The following is an 18,407-nucleotide window of genomic DNA, read 5'->3' on the forward strand; positions in this document are numbered from 1 at the left end:
GGCCCGGGGCCGGAGGGCGACCGCCCCCCGGCCCCGGGCCGGTCCCGGCTTTATCCGTGTGAGGGCAGGTCCCCCCGACCGTTAAAATTCGGACCATGGCGGCCACTGGATCCGAGAAGCAGGGCTCGAAGGCGTTCTACGTCACGACCCCCATCTACTACGTCAACGACGCTCCTCACCTGGGCCACGCCTATACGACCGTCGCAGGCGACGTGCTCACCCGCTGGCACCGCCAGCGCGGTGAGAAGGTGTGGTACCTCACCGGCACGGACGAGCACGGTCAGAAGATCATGCGCACCGCGGAGGCGAACGGCGTCAGCCCGCAGGAGTGGTGCGACAAGCTCGTCGAGGAGGCCTGGAAGCCCCTCTGGGAGCACCTGAACATCGCGAACGACGACTTCATCCGCACCACCCAGAAGCGTCACACCGACCGCGTCCAGGAGTTCGTGCAGGACCTGTACGACAAGGGCGAGATCTACAAGGGCGGCTACGAGGGCCCGTACTGCGTGGGCTGTGAGGAGTTCAAGCTCCCCGGCGACCTCATCGAGGCGGAGGACGGCACGAAGCTGTGCGCCGTCCACAAGAAGCCGGTGGAGATCCTCAAGGAGGAGAACTACTTCTTCAAGCTGAGCGAGTACGGTCCGAAGCTGCTCGAGTTCTACGAGGCGAACCCGGGCTTCGTGCAGCCGGAGTCGGCCCGCAACGAGGTGCTGAACTTCGTCAAGCAGGGCCTTGAGGACCTCTCCATCTCGCGCTCGACCTTCGACTGGGGCATCCCGGTGCCGTGGGACAAGGAGCACGTGATCTATGTCTGGATCGACGCGCTCCTGAACTACGCGACGGCGGTCGGCTACAACGAGAACCCGGAGAAGTTCGACGCGACCTTCCCGGCCAACGTCCACCTCATCGGCAAGGACATCCTCCGCTTCCACGCGATCATCTGGCCGGCCATGCTGATGGCGCAGGGCCTGCCGGTGCCGGGCCGGGTCGCGGCGAACGGCTGGCTGATGGTCGGCGGCGAGAAGATGTCGAAGTCGAACCTGACCGGCATCAAGCCGCAGGACCTGACCTCGCACTTCGGCGTGGACGCGTACCGCTGGTACTTCCTGCGGGCGATCGCGTTCGGCCAGGACGGCTCGTTCTCGTGGGAGGACTTCTCCGCCCGCTACACCTCCGAGCTGGCGAACGACTACGGCAACCTCGCCTCGCGCGTGGCGGCGATGGTCGGCAAGTACTTCGGCGGCGAGCTGCCGGCGGCGACGGCCGAGGGCGACGCGGAGAAGGCGCTGCACGAGGGCCTGGCGAAGGCCGTCGAGACGGCGGACCGGAAGATCGGCGAGGAGCTGGACTTCCAGGCCGGCATCCTGGCGATCTTCGACTTCGTGAAGCAGGTCAACGGCTACATCACGGAGCAGGAGCCCTGGAAGGTCGCGAAGGACGAGTCTGAGGAGGGCCGGGCCCGCCTGGCGACCATCCTCTACACGGCCGCCGAGTCCCTCCGCGCGGTCGCCGTCCTCCTCAACCCGATCATGCCGGAGACCTCTCAGGCCCTCTGGGAGTCCCTGGGCGCCGAGCCCTCCCTGGGCGCCCTGGCCACCCAGCCGGTCCAGTCCGCCGCCACCTGGGGCCAGCTCCCGTCCGGCGCGACGATCACGAAGGGCGCGGTGCTCTTCCCGCGCCTGGAGGACCCGAAGAAGGCCTGAGCCTTCCGTACGCGCTGAAGGCCGCCGTCCTGGGACACCGGGGCGGCGGCCTTCGCCGTATGGCCGAAAACCGCGCTGCGCCCCCTGGCCCCCGCCCTACGGTCTCGCCCCATGTCGACACCACCGCCCCACCCCGCGTATGGCCACCCCGGGTACGGCCACCCCTCGTACGGCCACCCCACGTACGGCCACCCGCCGCAGGGCCCGTACCAGCAGCCGGGCCCGTACCCCGGCTGGGGACCGCCGCCCCCGCCGCCCGAGCCGAAGAACCGGACCGGCATGATCCTCGGCATCGTCGCCGCGGGCATCGCCGGGGTGCTGCTCCTGTCCTGGATCGGCAACGGCGGCCTGCGCGGCGGCGCCGACTCCGCGTTTCCGGCCGCGACACACCGGCTGGTGCTCCCGAAGACGCTGCTCGACGGCCGCTACACGCTCGGCAAGGACGAGTCCCAGCGCGCCGAAGCCGGCCTCGCGGGCACCGACAGGACCATGATCCGGAATCCGAAGGGCGTGGCGGGCCAGTATGCGGGCTCCGGCGAGGACGGCGCGGGGATCCTCGTCATCACGGGTCTCTACGGCCGGATCAAGGACCCCGACACCGCTCGCCGGAACATCCTCAAAGGCGCGGCGGAGGGCAAGGGCACCACGGTCCTGGTCCCGCCGAAGGACGTGACGCCACCCGGCTCGGACACCGAGATCACCTGCCAGGTCCTCGCCACGGAGCAGTCCGACGGCGGCGGCCGGCTCACCTACCCCGTGTGCGCCTGGGCGGACGCCAACACCAACGCGGCCGTCGCGGAGATGTCGGCCGGAACGGTGTCCGCCGCCCCGGAGTCCCTCGACCTCACGAAGGCCGCCCGCACGACCCTCACGATCCGCACCGAGACCCGCCGCCCCGTGAGCTGACGAACGAGCCGTCCCCTTTCGGCCATCAACTGCGGTCCTGCGCCGTCACCCGTGGGGGTGACGCGACCCCACTCCACCCCGCCGGGTCGGTGGCATATGCCAGCCTAGGCCTGCGCATCGAGGCGTACCGCAAGGGCAACGCCCGTCCCGACTGCGTACTCGCGCCGAACGACACCTTCGCCGGCCAGGGCGAGTGGGCCTCCCCCGACGGCGTTCTCATGGCGGTGGAGGTGACCTCCCACGACTCCGACACCGACCGCCGCGACCGCGTCGAGAAGCCCCGCGCCTACGCGGAGAGCGGCGTCCCGGTCTACCTCCTGATCGACCGCGCGGCCGGCGAAGTGCTCGTCCACTCCCAGCCGGGCGACGGTCGCTACGACATGGTGGTCACGGTCACCCTCGGCAAGACCGTGACTCTGCCGGATCCGGTGGGCATGGAGCTGGACACCGAGCCCCTGACGGCCTGGGTCGACTGAACCGGCCACTTCCAGCCGCCATCGGCCGTATGTTCGTTGCTCGTGGAAATATCCGCATGACACCATGCGTGAGTGAGTGACAACGGGGACGACATAGCGAAGCCTCAACGGGTTTCGAAATTGGTCGAGTTGGCGGCTTCTTCCGTCCCGGCGACTCCGGACGTAGCCGTCCACATCGCTCCCACGGCAGCGCCGACCGACGAAGAGGCGTCGGCCAGGCGGGAGTTCGCGCGTTTGCTCGGCGAATTCCGGCGTACCGCGGTGCTGGTGCCGTTCGATGAGTTCGGGAGTCTGTGGACGTCCGACTTCGGCGGGGTGCGGTGGATCTGCGCGTTCTCGGACGAGGAGGCGCTGGCCCGGTTCGCGGTGGCGCGGAAAGAAGCGGGGCGGGAGTGGGCGTACCGGACGGTTCTGGGTGCGCGGTTGCTTGACGTGATGGTGCCGATGCTGCCCGGTCCGGGCGGAGTCGCGCTGGATGCCGGAAGCGCGGACGGGGTGGTGTTTCCGCCGGTGGCGGGGGTCGTCCCGGACGAGGTGGCGGTGGATCTCGGGGGAACGGGGGCGGGGACGCGGTGAGTGGGAACGAGCCTGAGCTGGTGGCGCCGGCGGCGGCGCTGGCGGAGATCGCGAAGGGCATCGACCTGGCGCATTCCGAGCTGAAGGATCTCGGAATGATCGGCCAGGCGTCGGTGGGGCGGGGGTTCTCCGGCCTGGCGCTGTCGGGGCTGGAACTGGGGCACGGTGGGCTGGCGTCGGAGTTCGAGACGTTCTGCAACCGGTGGGAGTGGGGTGTGCGGGCGCTGACCCTGCGGGGGAACGGTTTCGCGCAGGGGGTCGGCCTGTCGGCGGGCTCGTTCGCGGAGCAGGAGCAGTACGTCAAGGACACGTTCAAGATCGGCTTGAACTCCCTGAACGGAAACCCGCATCTGTCCGAGGACGAGGTCAAGCAGATGCGCTGGGAGACCATCCGCGACCAGCATGCGTGGGACGACGCGGACTGGAGCGAGGAGTCGTTCGCCAAGGCCGACGAAGAGATCAAGCAGACCTGGAAGAACACCGGTTACGACGTCCTGGACGCGCAGATGGACTCGATGGAGCGCTCGGGGCTGATCGACTCGGCGGACCGCAAGGTCATGGACGAGCAGATCAAGGACGTCTACGACCCTGACCAGGCGACGATCGACCAGGCCGAGCAGCCGCGGTAGGGGGAGAGCAGCTGATGGTCAACTGGCGGGACTGGGGCGACCGGATCGTCGACGGGGTCGACCGGCGTATCGACAGAGGCAAGGAACTCGTCGGCGAAGGCGTCGACTACGTGACCGACAAGACCGGCCAGGCCCTGGACAAGGCGGGCGCCCATGGCTGGGCGGACGCGGTCGAGGACTGGGGCGACGAGACCGCCTCCTCCCTGGGCGCCGAGGTCGGGGAGCGGCAGCTCGGGCAGACCGAGCAGGCGGACGAGCTGATCCACGGCAAGCCGGAGGCGATCGCCGCCACCGTGAAGAACCTGCGGGACTTCCAGAAGGCGTTCGACCTGGTCGGCGGCGGTATGCGGAAGCTGGACTCCAGCCATTGGAAGGGGGCCGCGGCCAACACCTTCCGGGAGAAGTTCCAGACCCTGCCGACGGACTGGCTGCACGCGGCGGACGCGATGGAGAACGCGGCCAAGGCTCTGGAGGCGTACTCGGATGCTGTCGTCGGTGCCCAGGGCACGGCGCGTGAGGCCATCGCGCTGTACAAGGAGGGCGACAAGGAGACCAAGGCGGCACACGACGCGCATCAGAAGAAGGTCGCCGCCTACGAGACGGCCCGCACCGGTGACCACCCGCTGCCGGACCCCGGGGACTTCTCCGACCCGGGCGAGTCCAGGCGGCAGCGCGCACGGGAGATCCTGCAGAACGCCCGGAGCGCTCGCAACGAGGCGGGGGAGAGAGCGAAGACAGCCGTCCGTGCCGCGCTCGCGCACGCGCCGAAGGAGCCGACGGGCCTGGAGAAGGCCAAGCTCGAGCTGGTGGACTACAGCCTGGAACAGGGTTTCGAGCTGGCCCACGTCGGAGGCGGCGTCGTCAAGGGCACGGCCGGGCTGATCAACTTCGTCCGCTCGCTCAACCCGCAGGATCCGTACAACGTGACCCACCCGGCGGAGTACCAGAAGGGCGTCCACATGACGCTCGCCGGCCTGGTCTCCACGGCGGCCAACCCGGACCGGGCGCTGAAGAACGCCTGGGAAGCGTTGAAGGACGACCCGGATGAGTTCTTCGGCCGGCTCGTACCGGAAGCGCTCGGCACGAAGGGCGCGGGCGGGCTGAAGACCCTCAACCGCCTCAAGCACCTCGACGACGTCCCCACGAAGAAGCCGGGAGGCGCCAAGGGCCCGGCCCGTGACGCCCAGGCGGAGGACCCGCACGGCGCCGGCCGGAAGCCGGACGAGATGTGCGAGTGCGGCGACCCCGTGGACATGGCCACGGGCCGGGTCATCCTGCCGCAGACGGACCTCGCGCTGGCGGGCGCCCTGCCGGTGGTTCTCACCCGACGCTACGAGTCCTCGTACCGCGCGGGCCGCTGGTTCGGACCGTCATGGGCGAGCACGATCGACCAGCGGCTGGAAATCGACGCGGAGGGGGTGCTGCTGCTCTGCGAGGACGGCAGCCTGCTCGCCTATCCGCATCCAGCACCCGGCGTCCCCGTGCTGCCGACCCACGGCACCCGCCGCTGGGCGCTGGACCGGGACCCCTCGGACGGCACGTACACGGTGACGGCCCCGGAGACGGGTGTCGTACGCCACTTCGCCACGGTTGGGGACGGAGACGAGGCCGTCCTCGTTCAGATCGACGACCGCAACGGCAACTGGATCACCTTCGGCTACGACGCGGAGGGCGCGCCCACAGAGGTCGTCCACCACGGCGGATACCGGCTCCGGCTGACCACGGACGGATCCCGGATCACCGCGCTGCACCTGGGCGACCAGGAGATCCGCCGCTATAGCTACGCCGACGGCCACCTGACCTCCGTCGCCGACTCCGCAGGCCACCCGCTGTGCTTCGGCTACGACGAGCGGGGCCGGATGACGTCCTGGACCGACAGCAACGGCCACCGCTACGAGTACGTCTACGACGACCGCGACCGCTGTGTGTCCCAGTCGGGCCGCGACGGCGTCATGGCCGGACGCTTCACCTGGGACGACGGCGAGTCGACCTACACGGACGCACTCGGCCGCACGACCCGCTTCGAGGTGAACGACCAGGCCCGGATCACCGCCGAGACGGCACCCGACGGTGGGGTCACCCGGTCCACGTACGACGGTCGGGGCCGTCTGCTGTCCCGTACGGATCCCCTGGGCCACACGACCTTCTTCGCCTACGACGGGGAGGGCCGGCTCACGACCGTCACCCGCCCCGACGGACGGACCACGACGGCCGAGTACGACGCCCTCGGGCTGCCGGTGCGGGTACGGCGCGCCGACGGTACGACGGTCCGGCAGACGTACGACGAGCGCGGCAATCGCACGTCGGTCACGAGCGCCTCTGGCGTGCGCACGGAGTTCGGGTACGACGACCGGGGACGGCTCACGACCGTCACGGATCCGCTCGGTGCGGTCGCCCGGGTCCGCACCGACGACGTGGGGCTTCCGGTCGCGGTCACCGACCCGCTGGGCAGCACGACGTCGTACGCGTACGACGCCTTCGGCCGTACGGTCCGGGTCACTGACGCGCTCGGCGCGGAGACCCGGCTGGAGTGGACGCCCGAGGGCCGACTCAGCAGCCGGGTGAACCCGGACGGCGCCGTCGAGTCCTGGACGTACGACGGCGAGGGCAACTGTCTGACGCACACGGACGCCGTCGGCGGCACCACGGTCTTCACCTACGGGGACTTCGACGTCCTGGCGACGCGCACCGACCCCGACGGAACGCGCTACGCCTTCACCCACGACGCGGCCCTGCAGCTGACGGGCGTCACCAACCCGCAGGGTCTGACCTGGACATACGCCTACGACGCGGCGGGGCGCACGGTCTCCGAGTCGGACTTCGACGACCGGACCCTGACGTACGCGTATGACGCGGCGGGCCGCCTGCTGTCCCGCACCAACGGCGCGGGGGAATCGGTCACGTTCGAGCGGAACACACTCGGCCAGATGCTCCGCAAGGACGCGGACGGTGCGGTCACGACGTACGAATACGACGTGTTCGACGAGTTGGCGATGGCGGTGAGCCCGGACGCGACGCTGACGCGCCTGCGGGACCGCGACGGCCACTTGATATCGGAGACGGTCAACGGTCGCACGCTGAAGTTCGCTTACGACGAGGTCGGCCGCCGAACCGGCCGCACGACGCCGGGCGGGGCGGTGAGCGCGTGGTCCTACGACGCGGCGGGCCGCCGCACGGAGCTGACCACGTCGGGCCGGACGATGTCCTTCACGCACGACGCCGTGGGCCGCGAACTGACTCGCACGATCGGCGACTTCGCGTCCATGACCTCGGCCTTCGACGAGGCCGGCCGACTGACCGCGCACGAGGTGACGAGCCGGGGCCGACGCCTCCAGCAACGCGCCTACCACTACCGCCCGGACGGAAACCTGGTCGGGATCGACGACCACCTCGCCGGCCCGCGCCGTTTCGACCTGGACGCGGCGGGCCGGGTGACGGCGGTACGCGCCGACCAGTGGACGGAGCGGTACGCGTACGACGAGGCCGGCAACCAGACGGAGGCCGTGTGGCCCCGCGATACGGAGGCGACGGGCCCGCGCACCTACACCGGCACCCGCATCACCCGCGCGGGCGGCGTCCGCTACGAGCACGACGCCCAGGGCCGGACGATTCTGCGCCAGAAGACCCGCCTGTCGCGGAAGCCGGACACCTGGCGCTACACCTGGGACGCCGAGGACCGCCTGACCTCCGTCATCACCCCCGACGGCACGGAATGGCGCTACGTCTACGACCCGCTCGGCCGCCGCATATCCAAACAATCCCCGCTGGAGACCGTCCACTTCACCTGGGACGGCACCACCCTCTGCGAGCAGTCCACCGAAGCCGTCACCCTGACCTGGGACCACTCCGGCCTGCGCCCCCTCGCCCAGACGGAACGCCGCCGCGACACCGACGAGACCCGCTTCTTCGCCATCGTCACCGACCTGATCGGCACCCCGACCGAGTTGGTCGACGAGTCCGGCACCCTGGCCTGGCGCTCCCGCACCACCCTCTGGGGCACGACCTCCTGGACGAAGTCGGCGACGGCCTACACCCCCCTCCGCTTCCCGGGCCAGTACTTCGACCCGGAGACAGGCCTCCACTACAACCACTTCCGCTACTACGACCCGGAACCCGGCCGCTACCTCTCCCAGGACCCGCTGGGCCTGGCCCCGGCCCCAAACCCGGCGACGTACGTCCACAACCCGCACACGTGGAGCGACCCGCTGGGGCTCGGCCCGTGTCCGACGGATGCCAAGGGGGCCTGGGAGAACAAGGCAGACTTCTCCAGCCAGAAGGTCATGAGCAAGAAGTTCGATGCCCACGCCGGAGACTTCCTGGACGCGCCAGGAAACCGCAACAAGGTCAATCTGCAGAGATTCGAAGAAGCGATGCGTGAGCACATGACAGCAGATGGAACGAAGATATACCGCTACAATTACCGAAATCAGGGACAAGCGGTCGGATTCATCGATCCTGCGACCCAGAAAATGGTCATGCTGCACACTGACGGGACATTCTGGTCAGCATGGAAACTCGGAGACAAGCAGTTTCAGGGCATCGTCGACAAGGGATTCCTGTGGTGACACATTCGGCATACGAGCGATCCCCAGACTTCACCATCATGCTTGGCGAGGATGGGGCCTTCAACCCCGTTTGGCTACGCGGCAAGAACATCGTCCCTGTCCCTGTGGGGCGACAGCTGGACGCGGCCCTGGCTCGTCGCATCGTGGCCGGCTGCCGTGCCGTCGGGGCACCACATGCGCTGTGGACTGACCTTTCGAACGGCGCCGACGGAGCGGACTCCGTGGTTGCCGCACTTCCGCTGGACTCCGGCCGTGGACAGATGCGCCCACCGGGCCTCGTCTACACCCCGGACCTGCAAGGTGCCGTCCTGCTTCCCGAGGAGGGCTACGCACTCGTCGGTGGAACAGCCCACTTCATGGCGGCCGCTGTCGGCGAAGGCATCGACGAAGCGCGCACCCGCTTCGCCCGCTATGCCCACAATCTCGCGCATCGCCACCCCGACCTGACCGCGGTAGCGGACGCCTACCCCTCCGCGCACCGGGCATGGTCCCGACCGACCGACGTCGAACCTGGTAGCGCGGCGGCGCGACAGCTGACGATGCTGCACGAGTTCATCATCGGCGCTTGTAGCGCGCAGGAGTTCGCACGCGGATGGTGGGAAGCTCGTCGAGAATCCCAGGCAATCGGGGAACGCATTCGGGGCCCACTCGCCGATCTGTTCAACCGGGTCTTCATGAGTTTGGAAGACTATGCGATCGAGCCCGATCTGAGGGAACCCGGCGACCTCTCTGATGCGGAACTCCAAGCAGTGGTACGTGAGATCATGAAGGGGGATTGAAATGGGTTGGCAAAGAGCGCGGGAAGAACCTGACACATCGCCACCACCGGTCTGACAGTCTCACACGACTCCGCACCTGAGAACGCACCTTCAGTCCCCGAGGCGCTGCGGAGTGTTGCTCATTGCGCCATTTCCAACCTGACAGCGGTCGCCGTGTGTTGTGACTGAGCGCTTCATTGCTGACTGCGTCCGGACGAAGCCAGCCAAGCTGGAATCAACTGGGCGATCGATCCCAGTCATGACAGGATGACGGTTCAGGACGGGGGAGGCGGGGCGGTATGGGGCTGGACTACAGCTATGAGATCTTCATGCCCCCTCGGAACGTTGCGAGAGCACTGACCCGGCTGGCCGAGCTCGCCCCCCAAGGCGGCGAGACGCCGCCGCTTCCGGTGACCCTGCCGGGCGGAGAGCAGTTGATCGTGCCGTTCACCTCGAAGTTCAAGAGCGAACCGGTCGACTGTTCAGCAGGCGGCTCGCTCGACCTGGACACCTCGATCGTCGTCGGCGTTGACGAAGCGGTGCGCGAGTTCTTCCTTCGCGATTGCGACAGGGTCGACGAGCAGGGACGAGCGTCGGTCGGGTACATCTACCTGACGGTCAGGTTCTCCCCCGCATGGCACCCGAACTTTGCGTCACTGCAGTTCACAGCCGCTACCTCAAGCATGAGCCGGATGTTCGTGCAGTCCGCGAGCGTCAGGAAGATGTTCACCGACCTCACCGCCACCACCGGTGGTGTGTGCTGCCTCCTCGACACCGAGACCGACATCTTCGACATCTGCTGGCTCAACGGCGAGACGTTCAGTGGTGAGACTGTTCCCGGCACCCGTTTCTCGCGCTTCCACGATCTCGTCGCCGCCTGGTGCGAGCCGGTGGAGTAGAACGGGGACGGCGCCCGCAGGGATACGGCGCACCTGTCCGGCCAACGCTCAACCGACCAACTGAAGTGCTCAGTCACATATGTTGGGCGGATCTGCGGAACGACGAAGCTCCTGGTAGACGGGTTCTCGACCAAGATCGCCCGCAGCCACCAGGACCTTCGTGTGCTTGTCTACCCGTCGTCGATCGACCTGTCCAGTCGCACCCTGCGGTACCTGACCGGGCGACTCGCTGTCCGGCAAGGGGAGATCGGGACTCGGTGGCGGCGTCTGACCGCCGGCCGTCAGGCTCTGCTCGCTCTGGCCCATCTGCGCTGTGGTGACACCTACGCCCAGCTCGCCGCCGGGTTCGGGGTCGGCATCGCGACCGTGTACCGCTACATACACGAGGCCGTCGACGTACTGGCCGCCCTCGCGCCCACCCTGGCCGAGGCGATGCGCATCGCGCGGACCAAGGCGTTCGTGATCCTGGACGGCACCCTGCTGCCTTTCGACCGGATCGCCGCCGACACCCCGTACTACTCGGGCAAACACAAGCGTCACGGCATGAAACGTCCAAGTCCTCACCGACCCGGTCGGCCGCCTGTTGTGGGCCTCGCCCGCGTTGCCCGGCTCCACCCACGACCTAACCGCCGCCCGCACCCACGGCATCGACGATGCATTCACCGACGCCGACCTCAAGTGCTGGGCCGACAAGGCATACCAGGGCGCCGGCGGGTCCATCCGGGTGCCCTTCCACGGCCGTCGCCTCAAGCGGTGGCAGCGCCGCCACAACAGCACACACGCCAAGATCCGCTGCCTCGGCGAGCAGGCCATGGTAAGCGCGGATGGCCACGCTCGGTGACGTGATTCAGAAGAACTCCCTTGATTTCCGCGTCCAGTTGTCGCCGACTCTGCGCGGGGCGCGGCTCGCCCGGCTGCTGGCCGTCGAGTGGTTGCAGGCCCGCGAACTGCCGTACGGCATCGGCGAGGCGGCCACGCAGATCGTCGCCGAGCTCGCCACCAACGCCGTGACCCACGGGCGGGTGACCGGCCGGGACTTCCTGGCCGCGCTGGCGGTGGACGCGGGCACGCTCCGTATCGAGGTCACGGACACCCGGGGCAACCGCCTCCCCGACGCCGACCGGGGCGGAGCTCGGGCTGTTGCTCGTCGAGGCGCTGGCCGACCGGTGGTGCGTCGAGCTCGGGCCCGTACCCCGGAAGACGGTGTGGGCGGAGCTGGATCTCACCGGTTCACCGGAGTTCGATAAACCGGGTTCCGGTGCTTCGGGTGGTCCCAAGTGCCAAGTACGAGAGGGGAAATGACCCCACCAAGCCCACCCTTTCCCTCCAAGGGCGGCTCGGTCACCCTTGCAGGTGAAATATGCCAACTGGGCTGGCGTCCGGCCGGGTTGCCTGATCTACGCTCAGCTCGACCGGCACAACCGCAGACATGCGTCGGCCCCCGCAGGGACTGCAATCCCGGTGCGAGGGCCTGACCATCCAGGAAGTAGGAGCTTCCCGATGGGTAACCAGAACATTAGCGTGCGCCCGTACGCCCCGTCCCGTAACGGCGGGAAGAACCACCCTCACCGGCGTACGAGTGGTGGCGTCATTCACGAGCACACGCGCCACACCGAGCGGTTCACGGTCGTCGGCAACGACCTCATCCAGCACTCGGAGATGACGGGGCTGGCCCGCGCGATCGGCGCGTACATCCAGTCGTTGCCCAGCGGCTCGCCCGTCGACATCAAGACCATCGCCGCACAGATGCACGAAGGCACCACCCGTACCGCCGCCGCCATGCGCGAGCTGGAGGCCCACGGCTATCTGCGACGGGAGCGCGTACGCCTGCCGAACGGGCGGATCGTGACGCGGACGGTGTTCTGCAACCAGCCGGGCCGCGGCAAGGCCGAACCTCCAACCGCGCGGCCGAAGCCGAAGCCGAAGCAGGCATCGAGGACGACACAGACAGACCGGCCCGAACCGCGTCGCCGCGCGCTGCCCGCCGTGCCGCAGCCGGCGTGGCCGAGGCCCGACCTGATCGAGACCGCGCACGCCCTACTCGCCTGCCTCCGCCTCGAAGACCGCCGGCTGCTGCTCTCCGCCGCCGAAACCGAGCACCTGGCCCAGGGTGTCGTCGCCTGGCTGGAACGGGACCTCGCTCCCGACCAGATCCACCGCGTACTCACCTCCGACCTGCCGGAGCCGCTGTACCGCCCCGCCGCCCTCCTGGCCCACCGCCTCGCCGACCGACTCCCCGCCGCACCCCTGTTCCGGGCGTCACGACATCTCCCGCTCCAGAACTGCGACACCTGCGACCACGCCTTCCGGGGCCCCGCGCCCGGCCGCTGCGCGGCCTGCCGCCACACCGGACCGGGAGCCGATCACTCACCCGAGTGAATATGCCAAATGCATGGGCAGCGAGGTGGGTTGTCCTCCCTACGCTCGTCGCGACCGAAGACCACCGGAATCCGGAAGAAGGACCTTCCCGTGCGCGACGACGACCTCGACGTCGACTCCGTCCTCACCCACCAGAACGTCGACCTGACCGGCGGCTTCATCCTGCTCGACAACGAGCTCATCCACGACCGGACGCTGTCCTCGCTCGCTCTCGGCCTGGCGGCGCACATCCTGTCGCTGCCCGCCGGCACGCCCTACGACGCCGAAAGCCTTGCCGAGCGATTCCCCGAGGACGGTGGCGTCACCAACATCGCCGCCGCCCTGGGCGAGCTGGAGGCGCGCGGGGTCCTGCCGCTCTGAACGCCCGGCCCCGGCCGCCACCCCGCCACTACCCGCACCGCACCGCACCGCAAGGAACCCCATGGTCAGTTCGCCCCATGAGGCGATGCACCGCATCTTCCAGGAACATCCGGGACTCTTCTCCCGGGTCTCGGAGGTACTCGGCGTCGACTTCGCCCCTCCCGTCTCCGTCACCGTCCTGCCCAACGACCTCACCGAGACCCGCCCCCTCGAACGCCGCGTCGACACGCTGCTGCGACTCGAGACGGAGGACGGCGGATGCTTCCTCCTCGCTGTCGAGGCCCAGGGAAAGAAGGACCCGGACAAGCCCGCCAGTTGGGCGTACTACGCCTCGTACCTGCTCACGAAGTACCGGTTGCAGCCGATGCTGCTGGTCGTCTGCCAGGACCGTGCGACCGCCGAATGGGCTGCACGCCCGGTCCGCTTCGGCCCGCCCCAGTGGCCCCTGCTCACCCTGTGCCCGCTGGTCGCGGGGCCGCACAACATGCCGGTGATCACCAATCCCGCCGAAGTCCGGAAGGACCTCGCGCTCGCCGCCCTGTCCGCGATCACCCACGCCACAAGTCCGGACATCGGGGCCATACTCAAAGCAATGACACACGTTCTGCCGGACACTCCGGCAGAACTCGCCGACCCGATCATCGAACTCATCTCGCAGGGCCTGGGCAAGCACCCGGTCGCAGCACTCTGGAGGAAACTGGTGGCCGTGGACCTCTCCTTCTACAAGTCGTACATCTCCGAAGAGATCCGGGACGAAGGTCGTGCCGAGGGCCGCGCCGAAGGCCGCGCCCAGGACATCCTCACCGTCCTCGCGGAACGGGGCATCGATGTCCCCGAGGAGGCCCGTGCGCGGATCACCGGCTGCGGCGACCCCGAGACCCTGAACCGCTGGCTCCGGCGCGCCGTCACCGCCCCCTCCGCCGGGGAGATCTTCGCGGACGGCGACGAGGACGGCGACGAGGACGCGTAGTACCAGCGCGTACGAAGGGGCCCGGAACCGTCCACGTCGGTTCCGGGCCCCTTCAGAGCCGAAGGCTCAAGCGCGTCAGCCGCGCGCCGCGTCCGGGTGGACCGCTTCCGTGACCGGGCGGACGCCCTCCGTGGGCTTCGGCTCGGCCGGCTTGCGGAGCTGGATGTTGAGCTCGCGGAGGCGGGACTCGTCGAGCTCCGTCGGGGCGCCCATCATCAGGTCCTGGGCGTTGCCGTTGAGCGGGAAGGCGATGGTCTCGCGGATGTTGGGCTCGTCGGCGAGGAGCATCACGATGCGGTCGACGCCCGGGGCGATGCCGCCGTGCGGCGGGGCGCCGAACTGGAAGGCGCGGAGCATGCCCGCGAACTCGGTCTCGACGACCTCGCGCGGGTAACCCGCGATCTCGAAGGCCTTGAACATGATGGCGGGCTCGTGGTTCCGGATCGCGCCGGAGGAGAGCTCGATGCCGTTGCAGACGATGTCGTACTGCCAGCCGAGGACGTCCAGCGGGTCCTGGGTCTCCAGGGCCTCCAGGCCGCCCTGCGGCATCGAGAAGGGGTTGTGCGAGAAGTCGATCTTGCCGGTCTCCTCGTCCTTCTCGTACATCGGGAAGTCGACGATCCACGCGAAGCAGAAGACGTCCTCCTCGAACTGGCCGGCGCGCTTCGCGGCCTCGACCCGGACCGGGCCCATGATCTTGGAGACCTCGTCGAACTCGCCCGCGCCGAAGAACACGGCGTGGCCGGCGGCCAGGCCGAGGCGCTCGGTGAGGACCTTGACGTTCTCCTCGGTGAGGAACTTGGCGATGGGGCCGGTGAGGGCGCCCTCCTCGCCGACGCGCACCCAGGCCAGGCCCTTGGCGCCCAGCGAGACCGCGAAGTCGCCGAGGCCGTCGAAGAACTTGCGCGGCTGGTCACCGGTGTTCGGGACGGCGAGCGCGCGGACGTGCTTGCCGGCGAAGGCCTTGAACTCGGAGTTCTCGAAGACGTCGGTGATGTCGACGAGCTCCAGCGAGGTCCGCAGGTCCGGCTTGTCGTTGCCGTACTTGAGCATCGACTCGCGGAACGGGATCCGCGGGAACGGGGAGGTGACGTGCCGCCCACCGCCGAACTCCTCGAAGAGCTCGGTCATCAGCTTCTCGATCGGCTGGAAGACGTCCTCCTGCTCGACGAAGCTCATCTCGACGTCGAGCTGGTAGAACTCGCCCGGCGAGCGGTCGGCGCGGGCGTCCTCGTCGCGGAAGCAGGGCGCGATCTGGAAGTAGCGGTCGAAGCCGGAGATCATCAGCAGCTGCTTGAACTGCTGCGGCGCCTGCGGCAGCGCGTAGAACTTGCCCGGGTTCAGACGGGACGGGACGACGAAGTCACGGGCGCCCTCGGGGGAGGTCGCGGTGAGGATCGGGGTCGCCATCTCGTTGAAGCCGAGCGCCACCATCTTGGAGCGGATCGCGGCGATGACGGCGGAGCGCAGCATGATGTTCTTGTGCATGCGCTCGCGGCGCAGGTCGAGGAAGCGGTACTCCAGGCGCCGCTCCTCGTTCACCCCGTCGTCGGTGTTGATGGTGAAGGGGATCTGCTGGGCCGCGCCGAGCACCTCGACCTCGGCGGCCTCGATCTCGATCTCACCGGTCGCGAGCTCCGGGTTGACGTTCTCGGCGCCGCGGGAGACGACCTTGCCGTCGACGCGGACGACGGTCTCCTTGGTCAGCTTGTCGAGGACCTCGGCCGCGGCGGTGCCGGGACGGGCGACCAGCTGAGTGATGCCGTAGTGGTCGCGCAGATCGATGAAGAGGATGCCGCCCAGGTCGCGCCGATTGTGCAGCCAGCCGCTCAGCCGGACGTCGGTGCCGACGTCAGAGGCGCGGAGCTCGCCGCAGGTGTGGGACCTGTACCGATGCATCGTCGTTCATCCAGTTCTTCGGGATCCGTGGGTCCGCTTGATATGTCAAGCCCACCCAGGGTACCGGCCCACCCAAGATCGCGATTCGAATACTCTCGGTGGCGGCCCGCAGTCCGATCTTCATAAAGTGGGGCAATGCGCACCGAGGACGTCCTGGCCGCCATCGCGACCGGCCTGTGGAGCTGGGACAACGCCTCCGGGATCGTCTCGCTCGACGCCGAGGCGGCCCGGCTGCTCGGGCTGCCGACGGCCCCCGTCCGGCTCACCGAGGCCCAGGTGCGCGCCCGCTTCCACCCGGTCGACTGGAACGAGATCGACGGGGTGGTCAACCTCGCCGTCGCCGAGGGCACCCTCGCCGAGTCCCGGCTGCGGATCATGGACGAGCACGGCCGGGTGATCCGTACGGTACGGAGCAGGTCGAAGCCGCTCGTCGAGGGCAACGACTACCGCCTGGTCGGCACCCTCCAGGAGGTCGCCGACCCGCAGCCGGGCGCCTCCGGGCCGCACACCCCCATCACCGGCGACTGGCGGCGCTCCCGCGAGGCCTTCCTGCTCGACGCGGGCCGGGCGCTCGCGGAGGCCCGGTCCACGGCCGAGGTGCTGCGGGTGGCGGCCTCGCTCTCCATGCCGGGCTTCTCGCCGGACGGGCTCGCCGTCTTCGGGATGGCGGGCGAGTGGCTCACGGTCATCGGGCACCACGGGCACGGCGACGGCGACGAGGGCCCCTTCACCTCGATGACCCTCGACACCGACTATCCGGCGGCCGAGGTGGTACGGACGGGGCGGGCGATCTATCTGCCGACCCCGGCGGAGTACGCCCGCCGCTACCCCATGACCTGGCCGCTCGCCCAGCGCTTCGGGCGCCGCTCCTGGGCCTTCGTGCCGCTGGTCGTCGCCGGGCGCACCATGGGCGCGTGGATGGCGGCGTTCAAGCACCCGGTGGCCTTCACGCCCGACGAACGCTCCGTCCTCACCACGGTCGCCCGGATGCTCGCGCAGGCGCTGGCCCGGGCCGGGGTCGCCGAGTCCGAGCGGGAGCTGTCCCTGGGCCTGCAGCGGGCGATGATGCCGGTCCTCGGCCCCGGCATCCCCGGCGTCCAGGTGGCCGCGCGGTACGTGCCCACCGGCGGCGGGCTCCAGGTCGGCGGCGACTGGTACGACATGATCCGGCTGCCCGGCGGCTCGGGCGCCGGCCGGATCGCGCTGGTCATCGGCGACGTGCAGGGCCACGACGTGCGGGCGGCCGGCCTCATGGGGCAGCTGCGGATCGCCCTGCGCGCGTACGCCTCCGAGGGGCACCGGCCCGACGCCGTGCTGTCCCGCGCCTCGCGCTTCCTCGCCGGGATCAACGAGGGCGCGGACGACGAGCGGCCGAGCGGCGGGGCGCGCTTCGCGACCTGCCTCTATCTGGAGGTGGACCTGGAGACCGGCACCGTCGACATCGCGCGGGCCGGGCACCCGGACCCGGCGGTGCGGATGACCGACGGAACGGTTCTGCTCCGGCCCACCGCCGGCGGTCTGCCGCTCGGCATCGACCCGGACTCCGACTACCCCACCACCCGGCTCGGCCTGCAGCCCGGCGAGACCCTGATGATCTGCACCGACGGGCTCCTGGAGACCGGCGGCCACGACCTCGACACCGGCTGGGACCGCATCCGCCGGCTCCTGGAGGCGGACGACGGCGAGGACCTGGAGGCCCTCGCCGACCGGCTCGTCGAGGCCGTCCACGGGCCCGGCTCGCACCACACCACCGGCCCGCTCGCCGACCGCCGCGAGGACGACATCGCCGTCCTCCTCCTCTCCCGCCAGGCCGGCGGCCGGGGCGCGGCGCTGCGGGAGGCCCCGCGCCGCACCATGATGACCGTCGCCCAGGCCGAGCCGGAGCGCATCGCCGCCGCCCGCGAGCAGATGCGCCAGCTGCTGCACGACTGGAACGACGAGGACCAGGTCGACTCGGCCGTCCTGATGGTCTCCGAGATGGTCACCAACGTCCTCGTGCACACCGACGGCGACGCGCTCCTCGTCGCCGAGGTGGCCTGCCGCGAGGGCGCCCGCCGGCTGCGCGTCGAGGTCGCCGACGCCAGCGACGAACTCCCGCACAAGCGCCACCCGGGCGAGATGGCGTCCAGCGGACGCGGCCTGCTCCTCATGGAGATGCTGGCCCACGCGTGGGGCGTGGACCCGCGCGGCGAGGGCAAGGCGATCTGGTTCGAGCTGGACGAGCCGGCCTCGGGGGACGGCTGCTGCGCCTGACGGGGACGGTGCCTGACGCCGACGCCGACCGCTT

General features: G+C 69.5%; 12 protein-coding genes and 3 pseudogenes. 14 read left to right on the forward strand and 1 reads right to left on the reverse strand.

The window, feature by feature from the left end:
* The first annotated feature begins 95 nt into the window (after window positions 1–95).
* The 13 genes and pseudogenes from metG to JAO84_RS17405 all read left to right on the forward strand — a co-directional run bounded on the left by metG (window position 96) and on the right by JAO84_RS17405 (window position 14,221).
* Complete coding sequence (gene metG, locus JAO84_RS17345; protein ID WP_370413702.1) at window positions 96–1,703, forward strand: methionine--tRNA ligase; 1,608 nt, start codon at window positions 96–98, stop codon at window positions 1,701–1,703.
* A 111-nt stretch (window positions 1,704–1,814) separates the two neighbouring features.
* Window positions 1,815–2,609, forward strand: a complete 795-nt coding sequence (locus JAO84_RS17350; protein ID WP_370413703.1) for a hypothetical protein — start codon at window positions 1,815–1,817, stop codon at window positions 2,607–2,609.
* An 83-nt stretch (window positions 2,610–2,692) separates the two neighbouring features.
* Window positions 2,693–3,085 (forward strand): annotated as a pseudogene (locus JAO84_RS17355) (Uma2 family endonuclease); the annotation flags it as partial.
* A gap of 72 nt (window positions 3,086–3,157) precedes the next feature.
* On the forward strand, window positions 3,158–3,661 hold the full coding sequence (locus tag JAO84_RS17360) for an SseB family protein (protein ID WP_370413704.1): 504 nt from the start codon (window positions 3,158–3,160) through the stop codon (window positions 3,659–3,661).
* Complete coding sequence (locus JAO84_RS17365) at window positions 3,658–4,290, forward strand: hypothetical protein (RefSeq protein WP_370413705.1); 633 nt, start codon at window positions 3,658–3,660, stop codon at window positions 4,288–4,290. The genes JAO84_RS17360 and JAO84_RS17365 overlap by 4 nt, the downstream gene beginning before the upstream one ends.
* Before the next feature lie 14 nt (window positions 4,291–4,304).
* Entirely contained in the window at window positions 4,305–8,855 is a 4,551-nt protein-coding gene (locus JAO84_RS17370) for a putative T7SS-secreted protein (RefSeq protein WP_370413706.1), read from the forward strand.
* Window positions 8,856–8,893: 38 nt separating this feature from the next.
* Complete coding sequence (locus JAO84_RS17375; protein WP_370413707.1) at window positions 8,894–9,634, forward strand: hypothetical protein; 741 nt, start codon at window positions 8,894–8,896, stop codon at window positions 9,632–9,634.
* Between the two features lie 278 nt (window positions 9,635–9,912).
* On the forward strand, window positions 9,913–10,512 hold the full coding sequence (locus tag JAO84_RS17380) for a hypothetical protein (RefSeq protein ID WP_370413708.1): 600 nt from the start codon (window positions 9,913–9,915) through the stop codon (window positions 10,510–10,512).
* Between the two features lie 162 nt (window positions 10,513–10,674).
* Window positions 10,675–11,332: pseudogene (locus JAO84_RS17385) on the forward strand (transposase family protein); the annotation flags it as partial.
* Window positions 11,333–11,336: 4 nt separating this feature from the next.
* A pseudogene (locus JAO84_RS17390) lies at window positions 11,337–11,814 on the forward strand (ATP-binding protein).
* Window positions 11,815–12,012: 198 nt separating this feature from the next.
* Window positions 12,013–12,891 carry a helix-turn-helix domain-containing protein gene (locus tag JAO84_RS17395; protein WP_370413709.1) on the forward strand — a complete coding sequence of 293 codons (879 nt, stop codon included), beginning with the start codon at window positions 12,013–12,015 and terminating at the stop codon, window positions 12,889–12,891.
* A 90-nt stretch (window positions 12,892–12,981) separates the two neighbouring features.
* Window positions 12,982–13,251: a hypothetical protein gene (locus tag JAO84_RS17400; protein WP_370413710.1), complete on the forward strand. Its 270-nt coding sequence runs from the start codon at window positions 12,982–12,984 to the stop codon at window positions 13,249–13,251.
* A 61-nt stretch (window positions 13,252–13,312) separates the two neighbouring features.
* Window positions 13,313–14,221 carry a hypothetical protein gene (locus tag JAO84_RS17405; protein ID WP_370413711.1) on the forward strand — a complete coding sequence of 303 codons (909 nt, stop codon included), beginning with the start codon at window positions 13,313–13,315 and terminating at the stop codon, window positions 14,219–14,221.
* A 75-nt stretch (window positions 14,222–14,296) separates the two neighbouring features.
* On the opposite strand, the gene aspS is transcribed toward JAO84_RS17405, so the two are convergent.
* Complete coding sequence (aspS, locus tag JAO84_RS17410; protein ID WP_370413712.1) at window positions 14,297–16,120, reverse strand: aspartate--tRNA ligase; 1,824 nt, start codon at window positions 16,118–16,120, stop codon at window positions 14,297–14,299.
* A 135-nt stretch (window positions 16,121–16,255) separates the two neighbouring features.
* Between aspS and JAO84_RS17415 the strand changes: the two genes are divergently transcribed.
* On the forward strand, window positions 16,256–18,373 hold the full coding sequence (locus tag JAO84_RS17415) for a SpoIIE family protein phosphatase (RefSeq protein ID WP_370413713.1): 2,118 nt from the start codon (window positions 16,256–16,258) through the stop codon (window positions 18,371–18,373).
* Window positions 18,374–18,407 lie beyond the last annotated feature (34 nt).

It is taken from the genome of Streptomyces fradiae (assembly GCF_041270065.1).
In the GTDB taxonomy this organism is placed as follows: domain Bacteria; phylum Actinomycetota; class Actinomycetes; order Streptomycetales; family Streptomycetaceae; genus Streptomyces.